The organism is Roseibium aestuarii (assembly GCF_008477545.1).
Classification (GTDB): domain Bacteria; phylum Pseudomonadota; class Alphaproteobacteria; order Rhizobiales; family Stappiaceae; genus Roseibium; species Roseibium aestuarii.
Window position 1 is genome coordinate 222200 of sequence record NZ_VORA01000001.1, and the last position, 18887, is coordinate 241086.

The following is an 18887-nucleotide window of genomic DNA, read 5'->3' on the forward strand; positions in this document are numbered from 1 at the left end:
GTGAAGATCCGGGGCCGGTGAGCCAAGAGGTTAGAGGGGGCGCCGGAAAAAGCGGGTTCCGTGGCTCACCGATCCCGGGTCGCGCTGTCGCTTGCCCGGGATGACGAAGTCAAATCGTTTGGTGCACTGTCTTGCGGAACAAGAGGCGGACGTTACCTCTCACCGATCCCGGGAGAGGTAAATGGCGCCGTGCCTTTTCGTGAGGGAGCAATGGGGTGCTCCACAAGCCGACCATGGCGCCCTTACCCTCTTCAGCGCCGGGATCAGAGACGACTTCAAGAAAACAGAGTTGATGACGCCTTTCGGACTCACCTGTTTTCAGCAGGTTGACGGGCAGAAGCCTCGCAGCCTCCGTCTTCTGAGCGCCGACACAGATGCTCTGGCCCGCCGTTGTCATTCTTGGTCTTTTGCCGGGATTCCAGCCTGATGGTGTCTCGCGGGCCGACCGGATGCTCGGGACAGGCCGAGCATGACAGTCTGAGGGCGCAAGCAAAAGGGCAGGGGCCTTTCAGCCTCTGCCCTTGTCTTCATGATCCGACGTTGGTGATCCGTCAGTCTTCGCGCGAGGACAGGAACCGCACGCCGCCCGACTGACCGTCGGACCAGACCGCTTCACCGATATGCCGCTTGCCGGCGTAGTCGATCTGCATGGCCTTGCCCACATCCGAACGGGTCACGCCCTTGAGGCCGATCCCGGTGCGCGACACGTCGGTCACTTCCAGGTCGCGCGCGCCATTCTGGCCTTCGACCCGCGCCTTGCCATCACCCGCCTGACGGGCGAACCCGCGCTTGTCGGCACTGGCAAGCTCGCCGTCGAGCGCCTTGCTGAAGGCGTTCAGCGAACTGATCACCGCCTGGCTTGCGCTTTCCAGCTCGGAAAGGATCTGGAATGCGTTGACCATGTCGTTGGCTTCGTGCGCCTGCAGGGCCTTGCGCGCCAGCTCATGCACCTGCTGATGCGGCTTTTCCATCGCACGGAAGCTGGAATGCGCCCGGATCTCGGCGTTTTGGATGCTGTCGTACCACTTGCCCAGCCGGCAGCCGTGATGGTTCGGTACGTCATTGGCCCGCCAGTCGCCGCGACCGGTGATGGTATCCACCACCCGCTTCTTAAACAGCACATGGTCGATCTTGGCCATTTCGCAAATGGACCGGGTGGAATCCGGAGAGAACCAGCGCGAGGCGTTTTCGGAGAAGCTGTCGTTGGAGGACTGCAGCGTCCGGTTCATCGTGGCCAGACGGTCGTCATTGTCATGGGCCATCTCCGCAACCTGCGAAATGCTGCGCGCGATTTCCTGGCTGGTGTCCTTCTGCTGGTACAGGATGGACGAGATGTCGGTGATGCGCTCGGTCACGGTGGAGATCTGGCCGCCGATGGACTGCATCAGCGTGTTGGCCGCCAGCATTGCATCCTGACCCTTGCCAACAGCGGTATGGGAGCTGGTGATCGCGTTCTGGATCGTGGTCATGCCGGCCTGCAGCGCCTCGATGCGGCGGGAGATGTCTTCCGTCGCCTTGGCGGTCTGGGTGGCCAGCGACTTCACTTCCGCCGCAACGACCGCAAAGCCCTTGCCCGCTTCACCGGCGCGTGCGGCCTCGATGGTCGCATTCAGGGCCAGCAGGTTGGTCTGGTTGGCGATGGATTCGATCACCGCGAGGAATTCGCCGATCTGGCCGGAGGCTTCGTGCAGTTCCTGCAGGCTCTCGGAGGTCAGCGACGAGGTGCTGGCGATTTCCTCGATGGCGCCGGACACGGCGGCCATTCGGTCCAGCCCTTCGCGAGTTGCCTCGTTGGTGGCCGAGGCCTCCCGGTTGGCTTCCTCGCTGTTCTGGGAGATCTCCTGAATGGAGCGCACCAGCTCTTCCGCAGCGGCGGAAATGGCCTGGCTGTTCTGGTTGGCGTCCCGGCTGTTGCGGCTCAGGATGGCCATGGCCATGGACAGCTCGTTGATCTCGCAGACCGTGTCGGCAATGTTGCGCAGGCTTGAGAGGTTCTTTTCCGCCTCTTCCGCATTCTTCTGGTTCAGCATCATGCCTTCCTCGAAGGCGCGCTGAGCCAGGATCATGTCGAGGAAGAACCGGTTGACCATGGCCTGCAGCAGGCGGGTTGCGCGCTTCGGCGAAAGCCGGTTGGCCTTCACGATCTGCGGGATCGCATCGGAGATCAGGCGACCGAAGGCAGCCATGAGCCACGGCCCCGTCAAGCCGATGCGCACATGGGCGGCGCCGATCTTGGCAGCCTGGCTCTCGAACTCCAGGTCCGGTTCATGGGTGAAGATGTGCTTCCAGTGGGCGGTCTGAGCCTTCACGAGGCCAGAGGTGTCCTTCGCCTTGTCGCCCATCTTGGCAGCCAGATAGGGCGTGGCGAGGATGCCCTTGTAGAAGTTCTCCAGAACGCCAGGCAGCGCCTCTTCGAGGAGCGGCCAGACCTGAACGACCTCCTCATGCCGGATGGCGCCGGAATTAAGAAAGCCCGAGATGTCCCGGGCGAAGGCAGATGTCGTTTCGGTTTTCGAATGTTTCGCGGCGGTCATAGAATGCGCCCCCCTTCCAATTGCTCGCATACTCGCGTCGGGGGCGTGAAAAAATTGCTAATGACACCGTGCATTGCAGGCGCAAGAGTGTGGGGAAACAGCGCCTTGAGACAGTCATGTCTCGAAAATGAACCGCCTCTTGCACCTCCGGGAGCGCGTGCCTGCGAGAGGTGCCAGAGGATGCCTGAGCGTCATTTTCAGGCTTCGCGAATGTTCGAATGAGCGTCGGTTATATTCGCATGCTGGATTGATTATGGTTAAGGCGTCGGCGTCAGGAACGGGCCATGTCCAGAAGCCAGGCCTTGAAGGCCGCGACCGGACGCGTCAGAGGGCGCGCTGGGGTGCGGACGAACCAGTAGCCGGTCTCCAGATCCTGCACGGGCCAGTCAGGCAGCACCAGATGGCCGGCCGCCACTTCGCCGGCAACGAAGCGCCGGTCGATGACGATGGCTCCCATGCCGGCGATCGCCGCCTGAATGGCAAGGTCGCGGGTCTCCAGCAGCGTGCCCGAGGTGGCCTCCGCATGGGACAGGCCGGCAAAGGCCAGCCAGGACGGCCAGTCATTGCGTCGTGCTGCCGAATGAAGCAGCCGCAGGCTCTTGAGCGTTTCCGCCGTGAGAGGCGTGTTCGGCGACATGAGGCTGGGCGAGAAGGCCACGGCCAGATGTTCCTGCCACAGAAGCTCGCCGTCCACGCTGGGCCAGTGACCCCGGCCGAGACGGATGGCGCAGTCGAAGTTCTCCCGGTCGAGATCGACCACCCGGGTGGAGGTCGACAGCAGGATCTCTACGTCCGGCTGCAGGGCCTGGAACTTCGGCAGGCGCGGGATGAGCCAGCGGGTGGCGAAGGTGGAAACGGTCGAGATCCGCAGCTCCGTCCGTCCGCGGCGGCGGAAACTGTCGACTGCCTCGTCGATGCGCTCGAAGGCATCGCCGATCCCCAGTGCCAGGCGCTGGCCTTCTTCCGTGAGGCTCAGGCCCCGCCCGTCGCGCAGCACCAGCGTCGCGCCCAGCTCGCTTTCCAGCTTGCGCATGAGATGGGACAGGGCGGAGGGCGAGACGCCGAGAATATCGGCGGCCTGGGACGCGCGGCCATGGCGGGCCAGAAGGGCAAAGGCATGCAGCGCGCGCAGGGACGCCATTTCGGATTTCTCACGTGGTCTTTGAGCTAAACTCAATATACGAAGCCACGCGCGATCCTGTCACGCGCTTTCCGGCAAGGGGGCCGGAAAGGTCACCGCTTTCTGGGCAAGGGAAATGGCTCAGTCGAGGCTGCCGCGCACCGCGCGCAGGAAGCCGGCGAGATCGTCGGTCACGAAGTCGACTTCCGGGGCGGTATCCTTCTCCAGATCCCAGTCGCCTTCGAAGATGACGCGGCTGCCTTCCGGCACGATCAGCACCGTCCGCATGCCCAGCTCGTGGGGCACGGTCAGGTTCTTGGACAGATCCTCGAACATGGCGGCGCGGACCGGCGAGACGCCGGTTCGGGCGAGGAACTTGTCATAGGCCTCGCGGCCGGGCTTGGGCAGCAGATCGGCTGCGACGATATCGAAGATGTCCTCGAAATGGTCGGTGATGCCAAGGGCGGCCGCGGTGCGTTCCGCATGTGGCCGGTCGCCATTGGTGAAGATGTATTTCTTCCCCGGCAGGGCTTCGATTGCGGCGCCCAGATCCGGGTTCGGAGCGACGCCCGAATAGTCGATGTCGTGGACATAGGCGAGGAAGTGATCCGGGTCGATGTCGCGCTCGGTCATCAGGCCCCGCAGCGTCGTGCCATACTGATGATAGTAGGCCTTTTGCTGCTTGAGGGCGCTCTCCCGGTCGATCTTCAGCAGGTCCGCCACATAAGAGGCGATCCGGTCATTGATCTGGGGGAACACGTCGCTGTGCGCCGGATAGAGCGTATTGTCCAGGTCGAAGACCCAGGCCTCCACGCCATGGAACACGCGCAGGTCCTGACTGTGCGCGTGCCGGCCTTCGCCTTGGGTGTGGATCGGATCGCTCAATCGGGACTCGCGCTCTTTCTCAGGGACGGATCAGGGTGCCGGCACCGCCATCGGTGAACAGCTCGAGCAGCACCGCGTGCGGCACCTTGCCGTTCAGGATGACCACGCCCTCGACGCCCTGTTCCAGGGCCTCGATGCAGGTTTCCACCTTCGGGATCATGCCGCCGGAGATGGTGCCATCGGCAATCAATTCATGCGCCTTGGCCACCGTCAGCTGCTTGATCAGGTTGCCGTCCTTGTCGAGCACGCCCGGAACGTCCGTGAGGAAGAGCAGCCGCTTGGCGTTCAGCGCACCGGCAACGGCGCCCGCGAAGGTGTCCGCGTTGACGTTGTAGGTCTCGCCGTCCGCGCCGGGGGCCACCGGGGCCACCACGGGGATCAGGTCTTCCTTGAGCACCAGCTTCAGCACCGTCGGGTTCACGTCGGCCGGTTCGCCGACGAAGCCCAGGTCGAGGATCTTCTCGATGTTGCTGTTGGGATCGACCACGGTGCGGCGCAGCTTTTCTGCGGTCACCATGTTGCCGTCCTTGCCGCACAGGCCCACGGCGCGTCCGCCCTCGGCGTTGATCGCCTGGACGATCTCCTTGTTGATGGAGCCGGCCAGAACCATCTCGACCACTTCGACGGTTGCCTTGTCAGTGACGCGCAGACCGCCCTGGAACTCGCTGACGATGCCCAGACGGGTCAGCATCTTGCCGATCTGCGGACCGCCGCCATGCACCACCACCGGCTGGACGCCCGACTGGCGCAGCAGGGTGATGTCGCGGGCAAAGGCCTTGGACAGATCCGTGTCACCCATGGCGTGGCCGCCGTATTTCACGACCACGGTGCGCCCGTCATAGCGCTGCATGTAGGGCAGGGCCTGGGCGATGATATGGGCGCGGCTGGGCTGTTCCGGAGTGGTCATGGGGTGCTGGTACTCGGCTCAGGAGTGAAACGGGACTGATTTGATAGCGGGTTTCGCGGACGATCTCAATTGCTGAGGGGAAAATGCCCCAGTCTGCAATCTGTTCCGCGAGGACCGGGCACACCCCGGGGAAGGGGCAGTGCCGCCGGTCGCGGGCAGGGCCGGCCTCAGGCGAGGCTGGCGATTTCGGCGCGCAGCAGATCCAGGCCCTTGTTCTTCTCGGAAGACGTGGAGATGATCCGCGGGAAGGCGGCAACACGCTTGCGCAGAAGCTCCAGGGTCTCGGCTTCCAGACGTTCCAGCTGGCCCGGCTTGATCTTGTCGGCCTTGGTCAGCACCACCTGGTAGCTGACAGCCGCCTTGTCGAGCAGGTCCATCGCTTCCTTGTCATTGGCCTTGATGCCGTGGCGGCTGTCGATCAGCACGAACACCCGGCGCAGCGTCGGCCGGCCGCGCAGATAGGAGAAGACAAGCTTGGTCCAGGCATCGACCATTTCCTTCGGCGCCTGGGCATAGCCATAGCCGGGCATGTCGACGATGGTGACCGGCGTGTCTTCGGCCGAAAAGAAGTTCAGCATCTGGGTGCGGCCCGGGGTGGACGAGGTCCGTGCCAGTCCGGTGCGCCCGGTCAGCGCGTTGATCAGGCTGGACTTGCCCACGTTCGACCGCCCGGCGAAGGCGATCTCCGTGCCGCCGATATCCGGCAGCTGGCGCATGTCGGTGACGCTCGTCTGGAAGTCCCAGCGCTTGGCAAACATCAGCCGGCCGGTTTCCAGCAGCTCTTCGGTGAAAAATTCGTCTTGGTCGCTCATATGGGCCTTCTAGCGGTCTCTTGGCCTTCCGTCGAGCGGGAAAACCGGTCAGGTCTCCCGCGCGTCGCTTGCCAGTTCGAGGTCGGCGAGGGTTCCGGATCTGATAGCATCACGATGCTGCGAAATCTTTTCGATCGGCCAGTCCCACCAGGCAATCTCCAGCAGGCGTTCGATGGTCTTGTCATCGAAGCGCAGGCGAATGACGCGGGCCGGATTGCCGACAACGATCGCATACGGCGGGACATCGCTGCCCACCACGGCCTTGGCGCCGATGATCGCCCCCGACCCGATGGTGACGCCGGGCAGGATCGTGGCGTCGGTGCCGATCCACACATCGTGGCCGATGACCGTGTCCCCGCGCGAGGCCGCGCGATAGACAGAAGGATCGAAGCCTTCCTCCCAGCCCTGGCCGAAGATCTGGAACGGATAGGTCGAGATCCCGCTCATCAGATGGTTCGCACCGTTCATGATGAACTGCACGCCGGTGGCGATGGCACAGAACCGGCCGATGACCAGCCGGTCCCCCAGGAAGTCGAAGTGATAGCGGACACATCTCTCCTGGAAGCGGTCCGCCCCCTCCGGGTCATTGTAGTAGCTGTAGTCTCCGGCCTCGATGTTCGGTCCGGAAATCACGTTGCGGATGAAGACGGTGTGGTGATTGTCGCCCGGTGCGGCGGAGGGAAAGGGATGGATCGCTTCGGGGGAGGGGCCTTGCATGGCGGATGTCCTGTGTCTGACGGTCTGGGATCGGGCGAGACGGCGGCTGCGCGAAGCGGGAGGTCCGCGGCGGGCGGTCCTCTCCTTGCTGCATCTCGGGACGGATCGGACGGTCAGGAAATCATCGGCCGGCGGCCTCCGGGAACAATCGCTTGAAAAGGAAAAGGGGCCCCGGAAATCCGGAGCCCCTGATCACTAGCACGATGCGGCGCGGGCGTCAGCCCTTTGAGGCTTCGTCGCCCTTCTTGCGTCGGAACGTGGTCCGAAGGTTGTCCCACAGTTCGATCTTCACACCCTGACGGCGCATGATCAGATACTGCTGGGTGATCGACAGGCTGTTGTTCCAGGCCCAGTAGATCACCAGACCCGCCGGGAACGAGGCCAGCATGAAGGTGAAGAGCACCGGCATCCAGGTGAAGATCATCTGCTGCGCCGGGTCCGGCGGAGTCGGGTTCATCTTCATCTGCAGGAACATGGTGACACCCATGATCAGCGGCCAGACACCGAGCATCAGCATCTGCGGCGGATCCCAAGGGATCAGGCCGAAGAGGTTGAAGACTGTGGTGGGGTCCGGAGCGGACAGATCGTGGATCCAGCCGAAGAACGGCGCGTGCCGCATTTCGATGGTGACGAACAGCACCTTATAGAGGGAGAAGAACACCGGGATCTGGATCAGCACCGGAAGGCAGCCGGCCAGCGGATTGATCTTTTCCTTCTTGTAGAGCTCCATGAGCTCCTGCTGCTGCTTCTGCCGGTCGTCCGGATAGCGTTCCTTGATCGCGGCCATCTGCGGCTGCACGAGCTTCATCTTGCTCATGGAAACGTAGGACTTGTTGGCCAGCGGGAAGAAGATCGCCTTGACGACCACGGTCACCAGCAGGATGGCGACGCCGAAGTTCCCCACCAGGTGGTAGAGGAAGTCGATGGCGTAGAACATCGGCTTGGTCAGGAAGTAGAACCAGCCCCAGTCGATCAGCAGCTCGAAGTTCGAGATGCCGAGGTTGTCCTTGTAGGCGTTGAGGAGCTTGGTTTCCTTGGCACCTGCAAACACGTGGGACTTGGCTTCACCGGAAGCCCCAGCGGCAATGGTCACGGCCTCGCCGAGGAAATCGGCCTGGAAATTGTCGGTGGAGGCATTGTAGCCGAAGGTCGGCGTGAAGCTGGTGCCCGGGGTCGGGATCAGCGTCGTCGCCCAGTACTTGTCGGTGATGCCGATCCAGCCCTGGTTGCTCTCCGCCACCGGCACCTTCAGCTCTTCGCGCAGGTCCGAATAGTCGACTTCCTGAAGACCCTTGTCGCCGAAGTAGCCGATGAGGCCCTCATGCAGGATGTAGAAGCTCTGGTGGTTCGGTTCGCCGGTGCGGACGATCATGCCATAGGGATAGAGCGTCAGCGCCTGCCCGGTGCCGTTCTCGACCGTCTGGGTCACGGAGAACATGTAGTTCTCGTCCACGGAGAAGCTGCGCTTGAAGACCAGGCCTTCGCCGTTGTCCCAGGTGAGCGTGACCGGCGAGGTCGGGGTCAGCGTGTCATTGCCGTCAATCGACCAGACGGTGGTGGCGGAGGGCAGCGTCACGGTCGCGCCGGCTTCCGGCACCCAGCCATAGTCGACGAAATAGGGAGCAGCGCTGCCCTTCGGGGACAGCAGCTCGACGGTCGGGCTGTTGTCCTCGACGGTCTGGCGATAGTCCTTCAGGCGCAGGTCGTCGATGCGCGCGCCAGTCAGGTTGAGCGAACCGGTCAGACGGGGCGTTTCCACCTTCACGCGGGCACTCTGACCGAGGGCGGCGTCACGGGTGACAGCCGCCACGGGAGCGCCAGCGGTGGGCGTGGCTGCCGGAGCGCCGGCCTGCGGGGCAGCGCCCGGAGTGGCGGCGGCCTCGGCGGCGGCGGTCTGGGCTGCCTCCTGCTGGGCGGCGAGTTCCGCCTGCTGCTTTTCGAGCTGCGGCTTGGCGACGAAGAATTGCCAGCCAAGCAGGACCGCCAGGGAAAGAACGATTGCCAGAATCGTATTTCGATTTTCTGAGAACAACTGGATTACCCCTGTTTTCTGCCCGGTGCCGGTTTTGCCCCGCGGCCCTGTCGCTGCGGTCTTCTGCCGCCTTGCGAGGCCTTGGGATCAAGCACCTGCCTGAGACCGGTCCTGAGATCGGATACCAGATTTTCAAAAGGATGGGAGAGGGCTGCTTCCCGGCCGACGAGAACAAAGTCGGCGCGCGGCGGCACATCCGCCGGATCGAGGGCGCGCACGGCGGCACGCAGGCGACGCTTGATGCGGCTGCGCACGACCGAATTGCCGGTCTTCTTGGTGACCGTGTAGCCCACACGCGAGGGGGTTTCCGCCTCGCGTTGCAGTCCCTGTAACACAAAAGCGCGCCGGCCCACGCGGCCACCTTTGGCGACGGCGAGGAACTCGGAGCGCTTTTTAAGTGTGTCCATGTGCGGAGGTGTCGGCTGTGAATGTGAGACAGTCATCGCCTGGACCACCGCTGGGCGTGAGGCTGTTAGGCGCTCAGGACCTTGCGACCCTTTGCCCGGCGACGCGCGAGAACCTGACGGCCATTCTTGGTGGCCATACGTGCGCGGAAACCATGACGGCGCTTGCGGACAAGACGGCTCGGCTGATACGTACGCTTCATTGCTCTTTATCCGCGCCCGGGGCGCGGCCCTTTGTTCTTTAAAAGTCGTTGGAAGAGGCACCCGTCCGGCTCGTAAGCTCGAACGCCCACGCCTCATGGCGCTGGATTGCAGGTGCATGTCCCGGTCGAGCGCGCTTATAAGCGGGCAAGACGCATGAGTCAACGACGCCACGGGCAATTTCGGTTTTTCCCGCGAATCCTTCGGCAGAAGCCGGCGAATGCTTTCACGCTGCCTCAAATATAGGTGAAACCAGCGGAATTCTCGTTTCATGCTCCGGCTTTGCTCATACATTACGGACTGAACATATGTCGCGGATACCCGCGAGAGCCCCGATTGGCCGTGATCGCCGGCTATGCAAGCGCTCGATTCGATCTGTGCCGCCGATCATCAGCGCCCGCGTCCGCAAGGGAGCGCAAGGAGACAGGGAATGCAGGAGCCGGACACCGGCATCGATCCGCAGACATCGCCAGTCCGCACCCGCCGGGCCTGGCGTCTGCCCCTGGTCGTTCTGCTGGTTCTTGGCGCGGCCTGGGCGTCTGGCCTGGGCGACCACCTCAGCCTGTCGACCGTGATTCGCCATCACGAGGCGCTCTCCGGCTTCGTCGCGGGTCATTTGATGGCCGGTCTTCTTCTCTACGCACTCATCTATGTGGTGTCGGTTGCGCTCTCCTTTCCCGGTGCATCGCTTCTGACCCTCGCAGGCGGTTTCCTCTTCGGCTGGGCCGTGGCCGGCATCATCACGGTTCTCTCCGCAACAGCCGGAGCCACCCTGGTCTTCCTGATTGCCCGGTCGTCCTTCGGCGCGATCTTCCGTCGCCGCGCGGGTGGTCTGATGGACCGGATGCGGAAGGGCTTTGCCGAGGATGCCTTCAGCTATCTTCTCTTTCTGCGGCTCACGCCGCTCTTTCCCTTCTGGCTCGTCAATGTGGCGCCGGCCCTGTTGCATGTCTCCTTGCGCATCTATGTGCTGGCGACCCTGATCGGCATCATTCCCGGCACCGTGGCCTTTGCGATCCTTGGCGCCGGCCTCGGCGGGCTGATCGCGGCGCAAGAGGCGGCCTCCCCTGGCTGCGCGGCTGCCGGATCCTGCAACATCGATGTCTCCGCGCTCGTCACCCCCGGGCTGCTCGCCGCCCTCTTTGCTCTTGGCGCCCTTGCGCTCGTGCCCGTGGCCGTGAAGAAATGGCGGGCAAGATCCTCCAGACAGACCCTCCGGACCCGTTCATGACCCAGCCTCTTCTGACCCCGGACATCTGCGTGATCGGCGCAGGCTCCGGCGGCCTGTCCGTTGCGGCGGGCGCCGCCGCCTTCGGCGTGCCCGTCGTGCTCGTCGAGCGTGGCGCCATGGGCGGTGACTGTCTCAACACCGGATGCGTGCCCTCAAAGGCCATGCTCTCCGTTGCCCGGTCCCTGCGCGGCCGCGCGCGCATGAGCGAGGCCTTCCAGCAGGCCGCCGACCATGTGGCCGCCACCATCGCCGCCATCGCCCCCCATGATTCCGTCGAGCGATTCGAGGGACTTGGTGTGACCGTGCTCAAGGGAGAGGGGCGCTTCGCCGATCCGCGCACCCTTGTGGTGGGAGAGACGCAGGTGCGGGCCCGCCGCTTCGTGATCGCGACCGGATCTGCCCCGCGCATTCCGCCGATCCCCGGCCTGGAGACCGTGGAGGTCCTTACCAACGAGACCCTGTTCTCGCCCCTCATCCCGCGCGAGCATCTCATCATCATCGGCGGCGGGTCCATCGGGGTTGAAATGGCCCAGGCCCATCGGCGTCTCGGATCAAAGGTGACCCTGCTTGAAGGGAACCGGTTGCTGCCCCGCGATGACCCGCAGCATGTGGATCTGGTGCGCCAGGCCCTGATCCGCGAAGGCGTGCGGGTGCTCGAGGACGTGGAGATCCAGCGTGTCATGCGTCAGGGTGGCGGCGTCAGCCTCGAGTTTCGCAAAGCCGGGGGCGACGTGTCCCGCGTCGGCGGCACCGATCTGCTGTTGGCCACCGGTCGGCGTCCTGTCTTTGATGCGCTGGACCTGCCGGCCGCGGGCGTCGAGACCCATGCGCGCGGCATTGTCGTCGATGGTGCCATGCGCACCACCAACCGCCGTATCCATGCCATAGGCGATGTGACGGGAGGTCCGGGCTTCACCCATGCGGCCGGAGCCCAGGCCTCCCTTCTCCTGCGCAATCTCCTGTTCCGCCTGCCCGTGCGCTATGCGCCGGAGGGGCTGCCCTGGGTGACCTACTCAAGCCCTGAAATCGCTCACGTGGGCTTCAGCCTTGAGGAGTGCCGGCGACGGCATGGTGAGGCGGTGCGCGTTCTCGTCGCCCGCTACGAGGAGAATGATCGTGCGCTGGCGGAAGGGGCGGATGCCGGTTCGGTGAAGCTCTATGCAGGGCGTGGAGGGCGCCTGCTCGGGGCCGATCTGGTCGGTCTGCAGGCCGGTGAACTGGCCGCGCTCCTGTCGTTGGCGTGGAGCAGCAAGATGAAGATGCGCGACCTCGTCGGCTTCGTGGCGCCCTATCCCACCCTGAGCGAGCTGGTGCGCCGGGCCGCTCTTTCCTATTATGCCGATGCGCCGCGCAAGCCGCTGGTGCGTGGCCTCGTCCGCTTCCTGCGCCGGTTCGGCTGAGGGGGCGGGATGCGGCCGAAAGCCGAGACTTGTCTTTCCGGCAGGAAGGCGCAACTCTGACGGTTCCTCCTTCGCCCCGACCCGTGACACGGGCATGTGAAGCAGGGCGGGACCACCAGCACAGCCCCCCGCCAGAGGGCCAGGGGCACAGGCCCAGAGTAGAGGCCAAGAGTACAGGCCAAGAGTACAGGCCAGAAGCACAGGACAGTCCACTCCATGACCAGGCAGGACGTCGGAATCGAAAAGGCCGCCAGCGCCGAACCGGTGGAGGGAGAGGCTGTTTCGCATCTGTCCCCGGCGTGTGCTGCGGCTCCGGCTCCGCAGGACCCCTCCCGCATGGAACAGCAGGCGGACGCCAGCGTCGAGCGCGCGGCGGAAGCAGCAAAGGCTGCAGGAAGTCAAGGCGCGCGTCGGCTCGAGACCCCGAAGGAGCAGGAGCCGGCGCCAGACCCGCATCATTCCTTCGGCGGGCTCTCCGGCAAGCTGCTCCTGCTCACCGTTGCCTTCGTCATGCTGGCGGAAGTCTTCATATATGTTCCGTCGGTCGCGAATTTCCGCAACAACTGGCTCATGGACCGGCTCACCACGGCGGGCGTCGCTGCTGCCGTGCTCAGCGAAACGAACACCCTGGCGCCAAGGCTTCAGGATGAATTGCTGCGTGCCACCGGTGCTGTCGCCATCGCGCTCGACTTCGGCAGCCGGCGCAGCCTCATTGCCCGCTCCGACACTCCGGTCGAGGTGGAGATGGTCGCCGACATCGGCACCATCACCCCGGTGACGGCCATTGTCCAGAGCTTCGCAACCCTCTTCTATCAGGGCGAAGGCTATATCCGCGTGGTCGGCAAGGGGCAGATGGGTCTGGTGCGCCGTGTCGACATCGTCCTCCCGATCCGGGTCCTGCAGGGGGACATGCTCTCCTTCTCCTGGCGCATTCTCGGGCTGTCGCTGGTCATTTCCGTGATCACCGCCGGGCTGGTCTACATCAGCCTGCGTGCGCTCTTCCTTCGCCCGCTGCAACAGCTGACCCGCGCCATGGATCGCTTCGCCGAAGCGCCGGAGGATCCCTCGACCCTGCTTGCGGCCTCCAGCCGGCGCGACGAGATCGGCGACGCCCAGGCGCGGCTTGCTGTCATGCAGGAGGCGCTCGCGCGTGCCCTGCAGCAGAAGCGGCGCCTGGCGGAGCTCGGGCTCGCGGTCTCCAAGATCAATCACGACCTGCGCAATCTTCTGGCCTCCGCCCAGCTCTTTGCCGAGCGCCTCGAGCATGTAGAAGACCCGACGGTGCGCCGGCTGGTGCCCAAGGTGCTGGCGACACTCGATCGGGCCGTCGGCTACACCCAGGCGGTCATGGCCTATGGCAAGGCCCAGGAGGAGCCCCCGCGCAGACGCCTTCTCAGCCTGCGAAGGGTGGTGGACGACGTGGCGGACGTGCTGGGGTTGGCGGAGCATCCGGTCATCACCTTCGAATGCAATGTGGACCGGGACGTGGAGGTGGATGCCGACGCGGAGCAGCTCTTCCGCGTGCTGGTCAATCTCTGCCGCAATGCCGCTCAGGCGCTTGAGGGGGACAGCGAACCCGCCCTCGTGCGACGGATCTGCGTGTCCGGGCGGCGCGAGGGGCAGGGGGTTGTCATCACGGTTGCCGACACGGGGCCGGGGATTCCGCCCGCCCTGCGCGCCTCCCTGTTCCGCCCGTTCCATTCGGGTGCCAAGAGTGGCGGCGTGGGTCTTGGCCTGGTGATTGCGGCGGAAGTCGTCCGCGCCCACGGCGGGGACATCCGCCTGGAGCCGGAGACCCGCGGCACCATCTTCACCCTTCACCTGCCGGACCGCCCCGCCTCGGCCTCCGCCTGAGAAAAGTGCGAAGGACGCTGGCGGCCAGACGTTATCCCGAAGCCGGAAAAATGTTTTGCACAGGCAAAAGTGGCTGAAATCTCTCGTTTTTTCGACGTCAAAACGAAAGCTCGAAAAAATCTGAAACGGCCTCTTGCCAAGTCCGGAAGAGCCAAGTAGAAGTCCCCTCATCGCAGACGGAGACGCCGCCACGGCGCTCCAGCGAGACGGAAGACGGCGGCACGGTTCGCATCAAGTCTTCGGCGTCAAAAGCACCGGTAGCTCAGCTGGATAGAGCACCAGACTACGAATCTGGGGGTCGGGAGTTCGAATCTTCCCCGGTGCGCCATTTCTCTCCTCTCAAGATCAGAGACGAAACGCTGTAACGTTGGCCTTGGTCGGCGTTTTTTGCGTTTGCCCGTCGCTCCGATGTCCTGCACGGCGCCAGACCCATCTGGTCCCGTCATCTGCCTGTGGCGGACCGGGTGTACCCTTGACGGGCGCTCAAGGACCTCTCTCCTGCGACCTCTTCAACCCTTGCGGACCAGCCTTGTCAGGATTCACTCTTGACGGGTTGCAAGCCCTCCGGAGGGCAAAAAAAATTGGCCTCGGAAAAGCCGGGAAATCGGGGAAAAGGGAGGAGGTAAACGATTCCTTTCGATCTTCCACAAGATCAATCCCTTGACCCATCCGCCCGGAGCAACATACTGCATCTTGTGTTCAGGGTGCTCCGCGACTCGCGTTTTTGGGTCGCCAGCTAAGAGGGAAGCCGGTCCGGCTGACAGGTCTGGGTACCAGATCTGGTAGGTCAACTCCGGCGCTGCCCCCGCAACTGTAGTCGGTTCAGCGTTCGACCAATCATGTCACTGGTGCTGCCCTTCAAGGCGGTGCCGGGAAGGCGGTCGGATGCTTCATGCCGAGAGCCAGGAAACCTGCCCTGAGCAGATCGTCCAAGGGCGGAGGGCCCGGATGGCGCAGCCCGCGCGACAGCGCGGCGTTTCGTCATGCGTCCTTCGCTCTCCAGAATGAAATTCGAAAACTGATCTCCGGGGTGCAAGAACTCACATGGCCGTTACCGTCTACTCCAAGCCCGCCTGCGTCCAGTGCACTGCAACCACGCGCGCCCTCCAGCAGCGCGGCATTCTCTTCGACGTGGTCGATCTGACCCAGGACGACGAAGCCCTTCAGGCCGTCCAGGATCTCGGTTACCGTCAGGCTCCGGTGGTCATCGCCGGTGACGAGCATTGGTCCGGCTTCCGCCCGGACAAGATCAGCGCCCTCAGCTGATCGCCTTGGGCGCGCTCGTCTATTTTTCCAGCGCGTCCGGCAACACCCATCGTCTTGTTGAGCGTCTCGGCTTGCCCGCCCATCGGATCCCGATCAAGGCGGACGAGCCGATGATCCGGGTGAGCGAGCCTTTCGTGCTCGTCACTCCGACCTATGCGGACGGTGAGGGCCGGGGCGCTGTGCACAAGCAGGTCATCCGTTTTCTCAATGATGCGGACAACCGCTCTCACCTGCGGGGCGTGATCGCCTCGGGCAACAGGAATTTCGGTGAATTTTACGCCCATGCCGGCGAGGTGATTGCCTCCAAGTGCAAGGTTCCGGTGCTCTACCGCTTCGAGCTGGCAGGCACCGATGGCGACGTGAAACGCATCCAGCAAGGGATGGAAGAATTTTGGAAACGGCAGTCCTGAAGCGGCCCTCGGGCCACGCGAACCTCGATTATCACGCGCTCAACGCCTTGCTGAATCTCTATGACGAGAAGGGGCAGATCCGCTTCGAGGCGGACCGCGAGGCAGCGCGCCAGTATTTCCTGCAGCACGTGAACCAGAACACGGTCTTCTTCCATTCCCTGGAAGAGAAGCTCGGCTATCTGGTGCGCGAGGGCTACTACGAGCAGGAAGTTCTGGACCAGTACGACCCGGCCTTCGTCGAGCAGATCTTTGCCGCCTCCTACAAGCGCAAGTTCCGCTTCCCGACCTTCCTCGGCGCGTTCAAGTACTACACCAGCTACACCCTGAAGACCTTCGACGGAAAGCGCTATCTCGAGCGCTTCGAGGACCGGGTGGTGATGGTGGCGCTGACCCTGGCCCGCGGCGACGAAGACCTCGCCATGCGCCTCATGGACGAGATCATCTCCGGCCGCTTCCAGCCGGCCACGCCCACCTTCCTGAACGCGGGCAAGAAGCAGCGCGGGGAGCTGATCTCCTGCTTCCTGCTGCGCATCGAAGACAACATGGAGTCCATCGGCCGCTCCATCAATTCCGCCCTGCAGCTGTCCAAGCGCGGCGGCGGCGTGGCCCTGCTCCTGTCGAACCTGCGTGAATCCGGCGCCCCCATCAAAGGCATCGAGAACCAGTCTTCCGGCGTCATCCCGGTGATGAAGCTGCTCGAGGACAGCTTCTCCTATGCCAACCAGCTGGGCGCCCGCCAGGGGGCCGGTGCGGTCTATCTGAACGCCCATCACCCGGACATCCTGAAGTTCCTCGACACCAAGCGCGAGAATGCGGACGAGAAGATCCGCATCAAGACCCTGTCGCTCGGCGTCGTCATTCCGGACATCACCTTCGAACTGGCGAAGAAGAACGAGGACATGTACCTCTTCTCGCCCCACGACGTTCAGAAGGTCTATGGCGTTCCCTTCTCGGAAATCTCGGTCAGCGAGAAGTATCACGAGATGGTGGACGACAGCCGGATCGCCAAGAAGAAGATCAAGGCGCGCACCTTCTTCCAGATCATCGCCGAGATCCAGTTCGAGAGCGGCTACCCCTACATCCTCTTCGAGGACACCGCCAACCGGGCCAACCCGGTGGAGGGGCGCATCAACATGTCGAACCTCTGCTCGGAAATCCTGCAGGTGAACGAGGCGTCCGAATTCAACGAGGACCTGTCCTACAGCCACCTGGGCACGGACATTTCCTGCAACCTCGGCTCTCTGAACATTGCCCGCACCATGGACGGGGGCGACATAGGCGCCACCGTGGAAACCGCCGTGCGGGCGCTGACCTCCGTATCCACCATGAGCGCCATCGACAGCGTTCCCTCCGTGCGTCGCGGCAATGACGAAAGCCATGCCATCGGCCTCGGCCAGATGAACCTGCACGGCTTCCTCGCCCGCGAGCGGATCTATTACGGCTCGGAGGAAGGCGTCGACTTCACCAACATGTATTTCTACACGGTGACGTTCCACGCGGTCCGCGCCTCCAATCGCATTGCGCGCGAGCTCGGCCAGAGCTTCAAGGGCTTCGAGAAGTCGAAATATGCCGACGGCACCTATTTCGACAAATACACCGAGACCGACTGGGTGCCGGCGACCGAAACGGTCAAGGCCCTGTTCGAGAAGTTCGGCGTGACGATCCCGACCCGCGCCGACTGGGAAGCCCTGAAGGCGGACGTGATGGCCCATGGCCTCTACAACCGCAATCTTCAGGCCGTGCCGCCCACCGGGTCCATCAGCTACATCAACAACTCGACCTCCTCGATCCATCCGATCGTTTCCAAGATCGAGATCCGCAAGGAAGGCAAGCTGGGCCGCGTCTATTATCCGGCTGCCTACATGTCGAACGACAACCTCGACTATTACGAGGATGCCTACGAGATCGGTCCGGAAAAGATCATCGACACCTATGCGGCGGCCACCCAGCACGTCGATCAGGGCCTGTCGCTGACCCTCTTCTTCAAGGACACGGCGACCACCCGTGACCTGAACAAGGCGCAGATCTACGCCTGGAAGAAGGGCATCAAGACCATCTACTATATCCGTCTGCGCCAGATGGCCCTGGAAGGGACCGAAGTGCAGGGCTGCGTTTCCTGCTCGCTGTGAGACTAGACATGACCATTCATCAGAAGATCACCTCGGTGCCGCGGGCCGTGAACTGGAACCGGCTTCAGGACGAGAAGGACCTGGAGATCTGGAACCGTCTGACCGCCAATTTCTGGCTGCCCGAAAAGGTGCCGCTGTCCAACGACATCCAGAGCTGGGCCACGCTGACGCCGCATGAGCAGCAGCTGACCATCCGGGTCTTCACCGGCCTGACCCTGCTCGACACCATTCAAAACACGGTCGGCGCGCCGACCCTGATGCCGGATGCGGTCACGCCCCACGAGGAAGCGGTGCTCACCAACATCGCCTTCATGGAAGCGGTGCATGCGCGCTCCTACTCCTCCATCTTCTCCACCCTCTGCTCCATGCAGGAAGTGGACGAGGCCTTCCGCTGGTCCACCGAAGACCCGCATCTCCAGGCCAAGTCGAAGCTGATTCTGGACGAGTACAAGGCCGCCTCCTCGCCCCTGAAGAAGAAGATCGCCAGCGTCTTCCTGGAGAGCTTCCTCTTCTATTCCGGCTTCTATCTGCCCATGCACTGGTCGAGCCGCGCCAAGCTGACCAACACCGCCGACCTGATCCGTCTGATCATTCGCGACGAGGCGGTGCACGGCTATTACATCGGCTACAAGTACCAGCGCGGTCTGGAACGGCTCACCGAGGCCGAGCGCCAGGAGCTGAAGGACTTCGCCTTCGCCCTGATGTTCGACCTCTACGAGATCGAGTGCCACTACACCGAAAGTCTCTATGACGACGTGGGGCTGACCGAGGACGTGAAGCACTTCCTCCATTACAACGCCAACAAGGCGCTGATGAACCTCGGCTACGAGGCGCTGTTCCCGGAAGAGGCCTGCCAGGTCAACCCGGCGATCCTGGCGGCTCTCAGCCCGGACAGCGAGAACCACGACTTCTTCTCCGGCTCCGGCTCGTCCTATGTCATCGGCAAGGCGGTCGCCACCGAGGACGAGGATTGGGACTTCTGAGG

The 18887-nt window shown here is 63.6% G+C and carries 16 protein-coding genes, 1 tRNA gene and 1 riboswitch; of the genes, 8 read left to right on the forward strand and 9 right to left on the reverse strand.

Annotated features, from left to right (window positions below; genetic code table 11):
• Nucleotides 1–551: 551 nt before the first annotated feature.
• The 9 genes from FR728_RS01035 to rpmH form a co-directional block, all read right to left on the reverse strand.
• A complete protein-coding gene (locus FR728_RS01035; protein ID WP_188318752.1) occupies nucleotides 552–2534 on the reverse strand; it encodes a methyl-accepting chemotaxis protein in 1983 nt (660 codons plus the stop codon).
• Between the two features lie 271 nt (nucleotides 2535–2805).
• Nucleotides 2806–3675, reverse strand: coding sequence for a LysR substrate-binding domain-containing protein (locus FR728_RS01040; protein ID WP_149890807.1), 870 nt, complete (start codon nucleotides 3673–3675; stop codon nucleotides 2806–2808).
• A 120-nt stretch (nucleotides 3676–3795) separates the two neighbouring features.
• Nucleotides 3796–4539: a pyrimidine 5'-nucleotidase gene (locus FR728_RS01045; protein ID WP_149890808.1), complete on the reverse strand. Its 744-nt coding sequence runs from the start codon at nucleotides 4537–4539 to the stop codon at nucleotides 3796–3798.
• Nucleotides 4540–4558: 19 nt separating this feature from the next.
• Nucleotides 4559–5446 carry an acetylglutamate kinase gene (argB, locus tag FR728_RS01050; protein ID WP_149890809.1) on the reverse strand — a complete coding sequence of 296 codons (888 nt, stop codon included), beginning with the start codon at nucleotides 5444–5446 and terminating at the stop codon, nucleotides 4559–4561.
• Nucleotides 5447–5613: 167 nt separating this feature from the next.
• On the reverse strand, nucleotides 5614–6258 hold the full coding sequence (gene yihA / locus FR728_RS01055) for a ribosome biogenesis GTP-binding protein YihA/YsxC (protein ID WP_149890810.1): 645 nt from the start codon (nucleotides 6256–6258) through the stop codon (nucleotides 5614–5616).
• A gap of 48 nt (nucleotides 6259–6306) precedes the next feature.
• A complete protein-coding gene (locus FR728_RS01060) occupies nucleotides 6307–6975 on the reverse strand; it encodes a CatB-related O-acetyltransferase (RefSeq protein ID WP_149890811.1) in 669 nt (222 codons plus the stop codon).
• A 217-nt stretch (nucleotides 6976–7192) separates the two neighbouring features.
• Nucleotides 7193–9007 (reverse strand): membrane protein insertase YidC, encoded by a 1815-nt coding sequence (gene yidC, locus FR728_RS01065; protein ID WP_149890812.1) that lies wholly within the window; start codon nucleotides 9005–9007, stop codon nucleotides 7193–7195.
• A 5-nt stretch (nucleotides 9008–9012) separates the two neighbouring features.
• Nucleotides 9013–9414: a ribonuclease P protein component gene (rnpA, locus tag FR728_RS01070; RefSeq protein WP_149890813.1), complete on the reverse strand. Its 402-nt coding sequence runs from the start codon at nucleotides 9412–9414 to the stop codon at nucleotides 9013–9015.
• Nucleotides 9415–9479: 65 nt separating this feature from the next.
• On the reverse strand, nucleotides 9480–9614 hold the full coding sequence (gene rpmH / locus FR728_RS01075) for a 50S ribosomal protein L34 (RefSeq protein ID WP_149890814.1): 135 nt from the start codon (nucleotides 9612–9614) through the stop codon (nucleotides 9480–9482).
• Nucleotides 9615–10042: 428 nt separating this feature from the next.
• Here rpmH and FR728_RS01080 point away from each other — a divergent pair, with 428 nt between their 5' ends.
• The 8 genes from FR728_RS01080 to nrdF all read left to right on the forward strand — a co-directional run bounded on the left by FR728_RS01080 (nucleotide 10043) and on the right by nrdF (nucleotide 18885).
• Complete coding sequence (locus tag FR728_RS01080) at nucleotides 10043–10843, forward strand: TVP38/TMEM64 family protein (protein ID WP_149890815.1); 801 nt, start codon at nucleotides 10043–10045, stop codon at nucleotides 10841–10843.
• The gene (locus FR728_RS01085) at nucleotides 10840–12243 is read left to right on the forward strand and encodes a dihydrolipoyl dehydrogenase family protein (RefSeq protein WP_149890816.1); all 1404 of its coding nucleotides are present in this window, start codon (nucleotides 10840–10842) and stop codon (nucleotides 12241–12243) included. Before FR728_RS01080 ends, FR728_RS01085 begins: the two co-directional genes overlap by 4 nt.
• Nucleotides 12244–12459: 216 nt before the next feature.
• Nucleotides 12460–14097: a sensor histidine kinase gene (locus FR728_RS01090; RefSeq protein ID WP_208998607.1), complete on the forward strand. Its 1638-nt coding sequence runs from the start codon at nucleotides 12460–12462 to the stop codon at nucleotides 14095–14097.
• Between the two features lie 251 nt (nucleotides 14098–14348).
• Nucleotides 14349–14425, forward strand: a tRNA-Arg gene (locus FR728_RS01095).
• A 357-nt stretch (nucleotides 14426–14782) separates the two neighbouring features.
• Nucleotides 14783–15030: riboswitch (cobalamin riboswitch) on the forward strand.
• A 111-nt stretch (nucleotides 15031–15141) separates the two neighbouring features.
• Entirely contained in the window at nucleotides 15142–15363 is a 222-nt protein-coding gene (gene nrdH / locus FR728_RS01100) for a glutaredoxin-like protein NrdH (RefSeq protein WP_149890817.1), read from the forward strand.
• Between the two features lie 5 nt (nucleotides 15364–15368).
• Complete coding sequence (gene nrdI, locus FR728_RS01105; RefSeq protein WP_149890818.1) at nucleotides 15369–15773, forward strand: class Ib ribonucleoside-diphosphate reductase assembly flavoprotein NrdI; 405 nt, start codon at nucleotides 15369–15371, stop codon at nucleotides 15771–15773.
• The gene (gene nrdE / locus FR728_RS01110; RefSeq protein WP_149890819.1) at nucleotides 15755–17902 is read left to right on the forward strand and encodes a class 1b ribonucleoside-diphosphate reductase subunit alpha; all 2148 of its coding nucleotides are present in this window, start codon (nucleotides 15755–15757) and stop codon (nucleotides 17900–17902) included. The genes nrdI and nrdE overlap by 19 nt, the downstream gene beginning before the upstream one ends.
• A gap of 8 nt (nucleotides 17903–17910) precedes the next feature.
• Entirely contained in the window at nucleotides 17911–18885 is a 975-nt protein-coding gene (gene nrdF / locus FR728_RS01115; RefSeq protein WP_149890820.1) for a class 1b ribonucleoside-diphosphate reductase subunit beta, read from the forward strand.
• The last annotated feature ends 2 nt before the right edge of the window (nucleotides 18886–18887 follow it).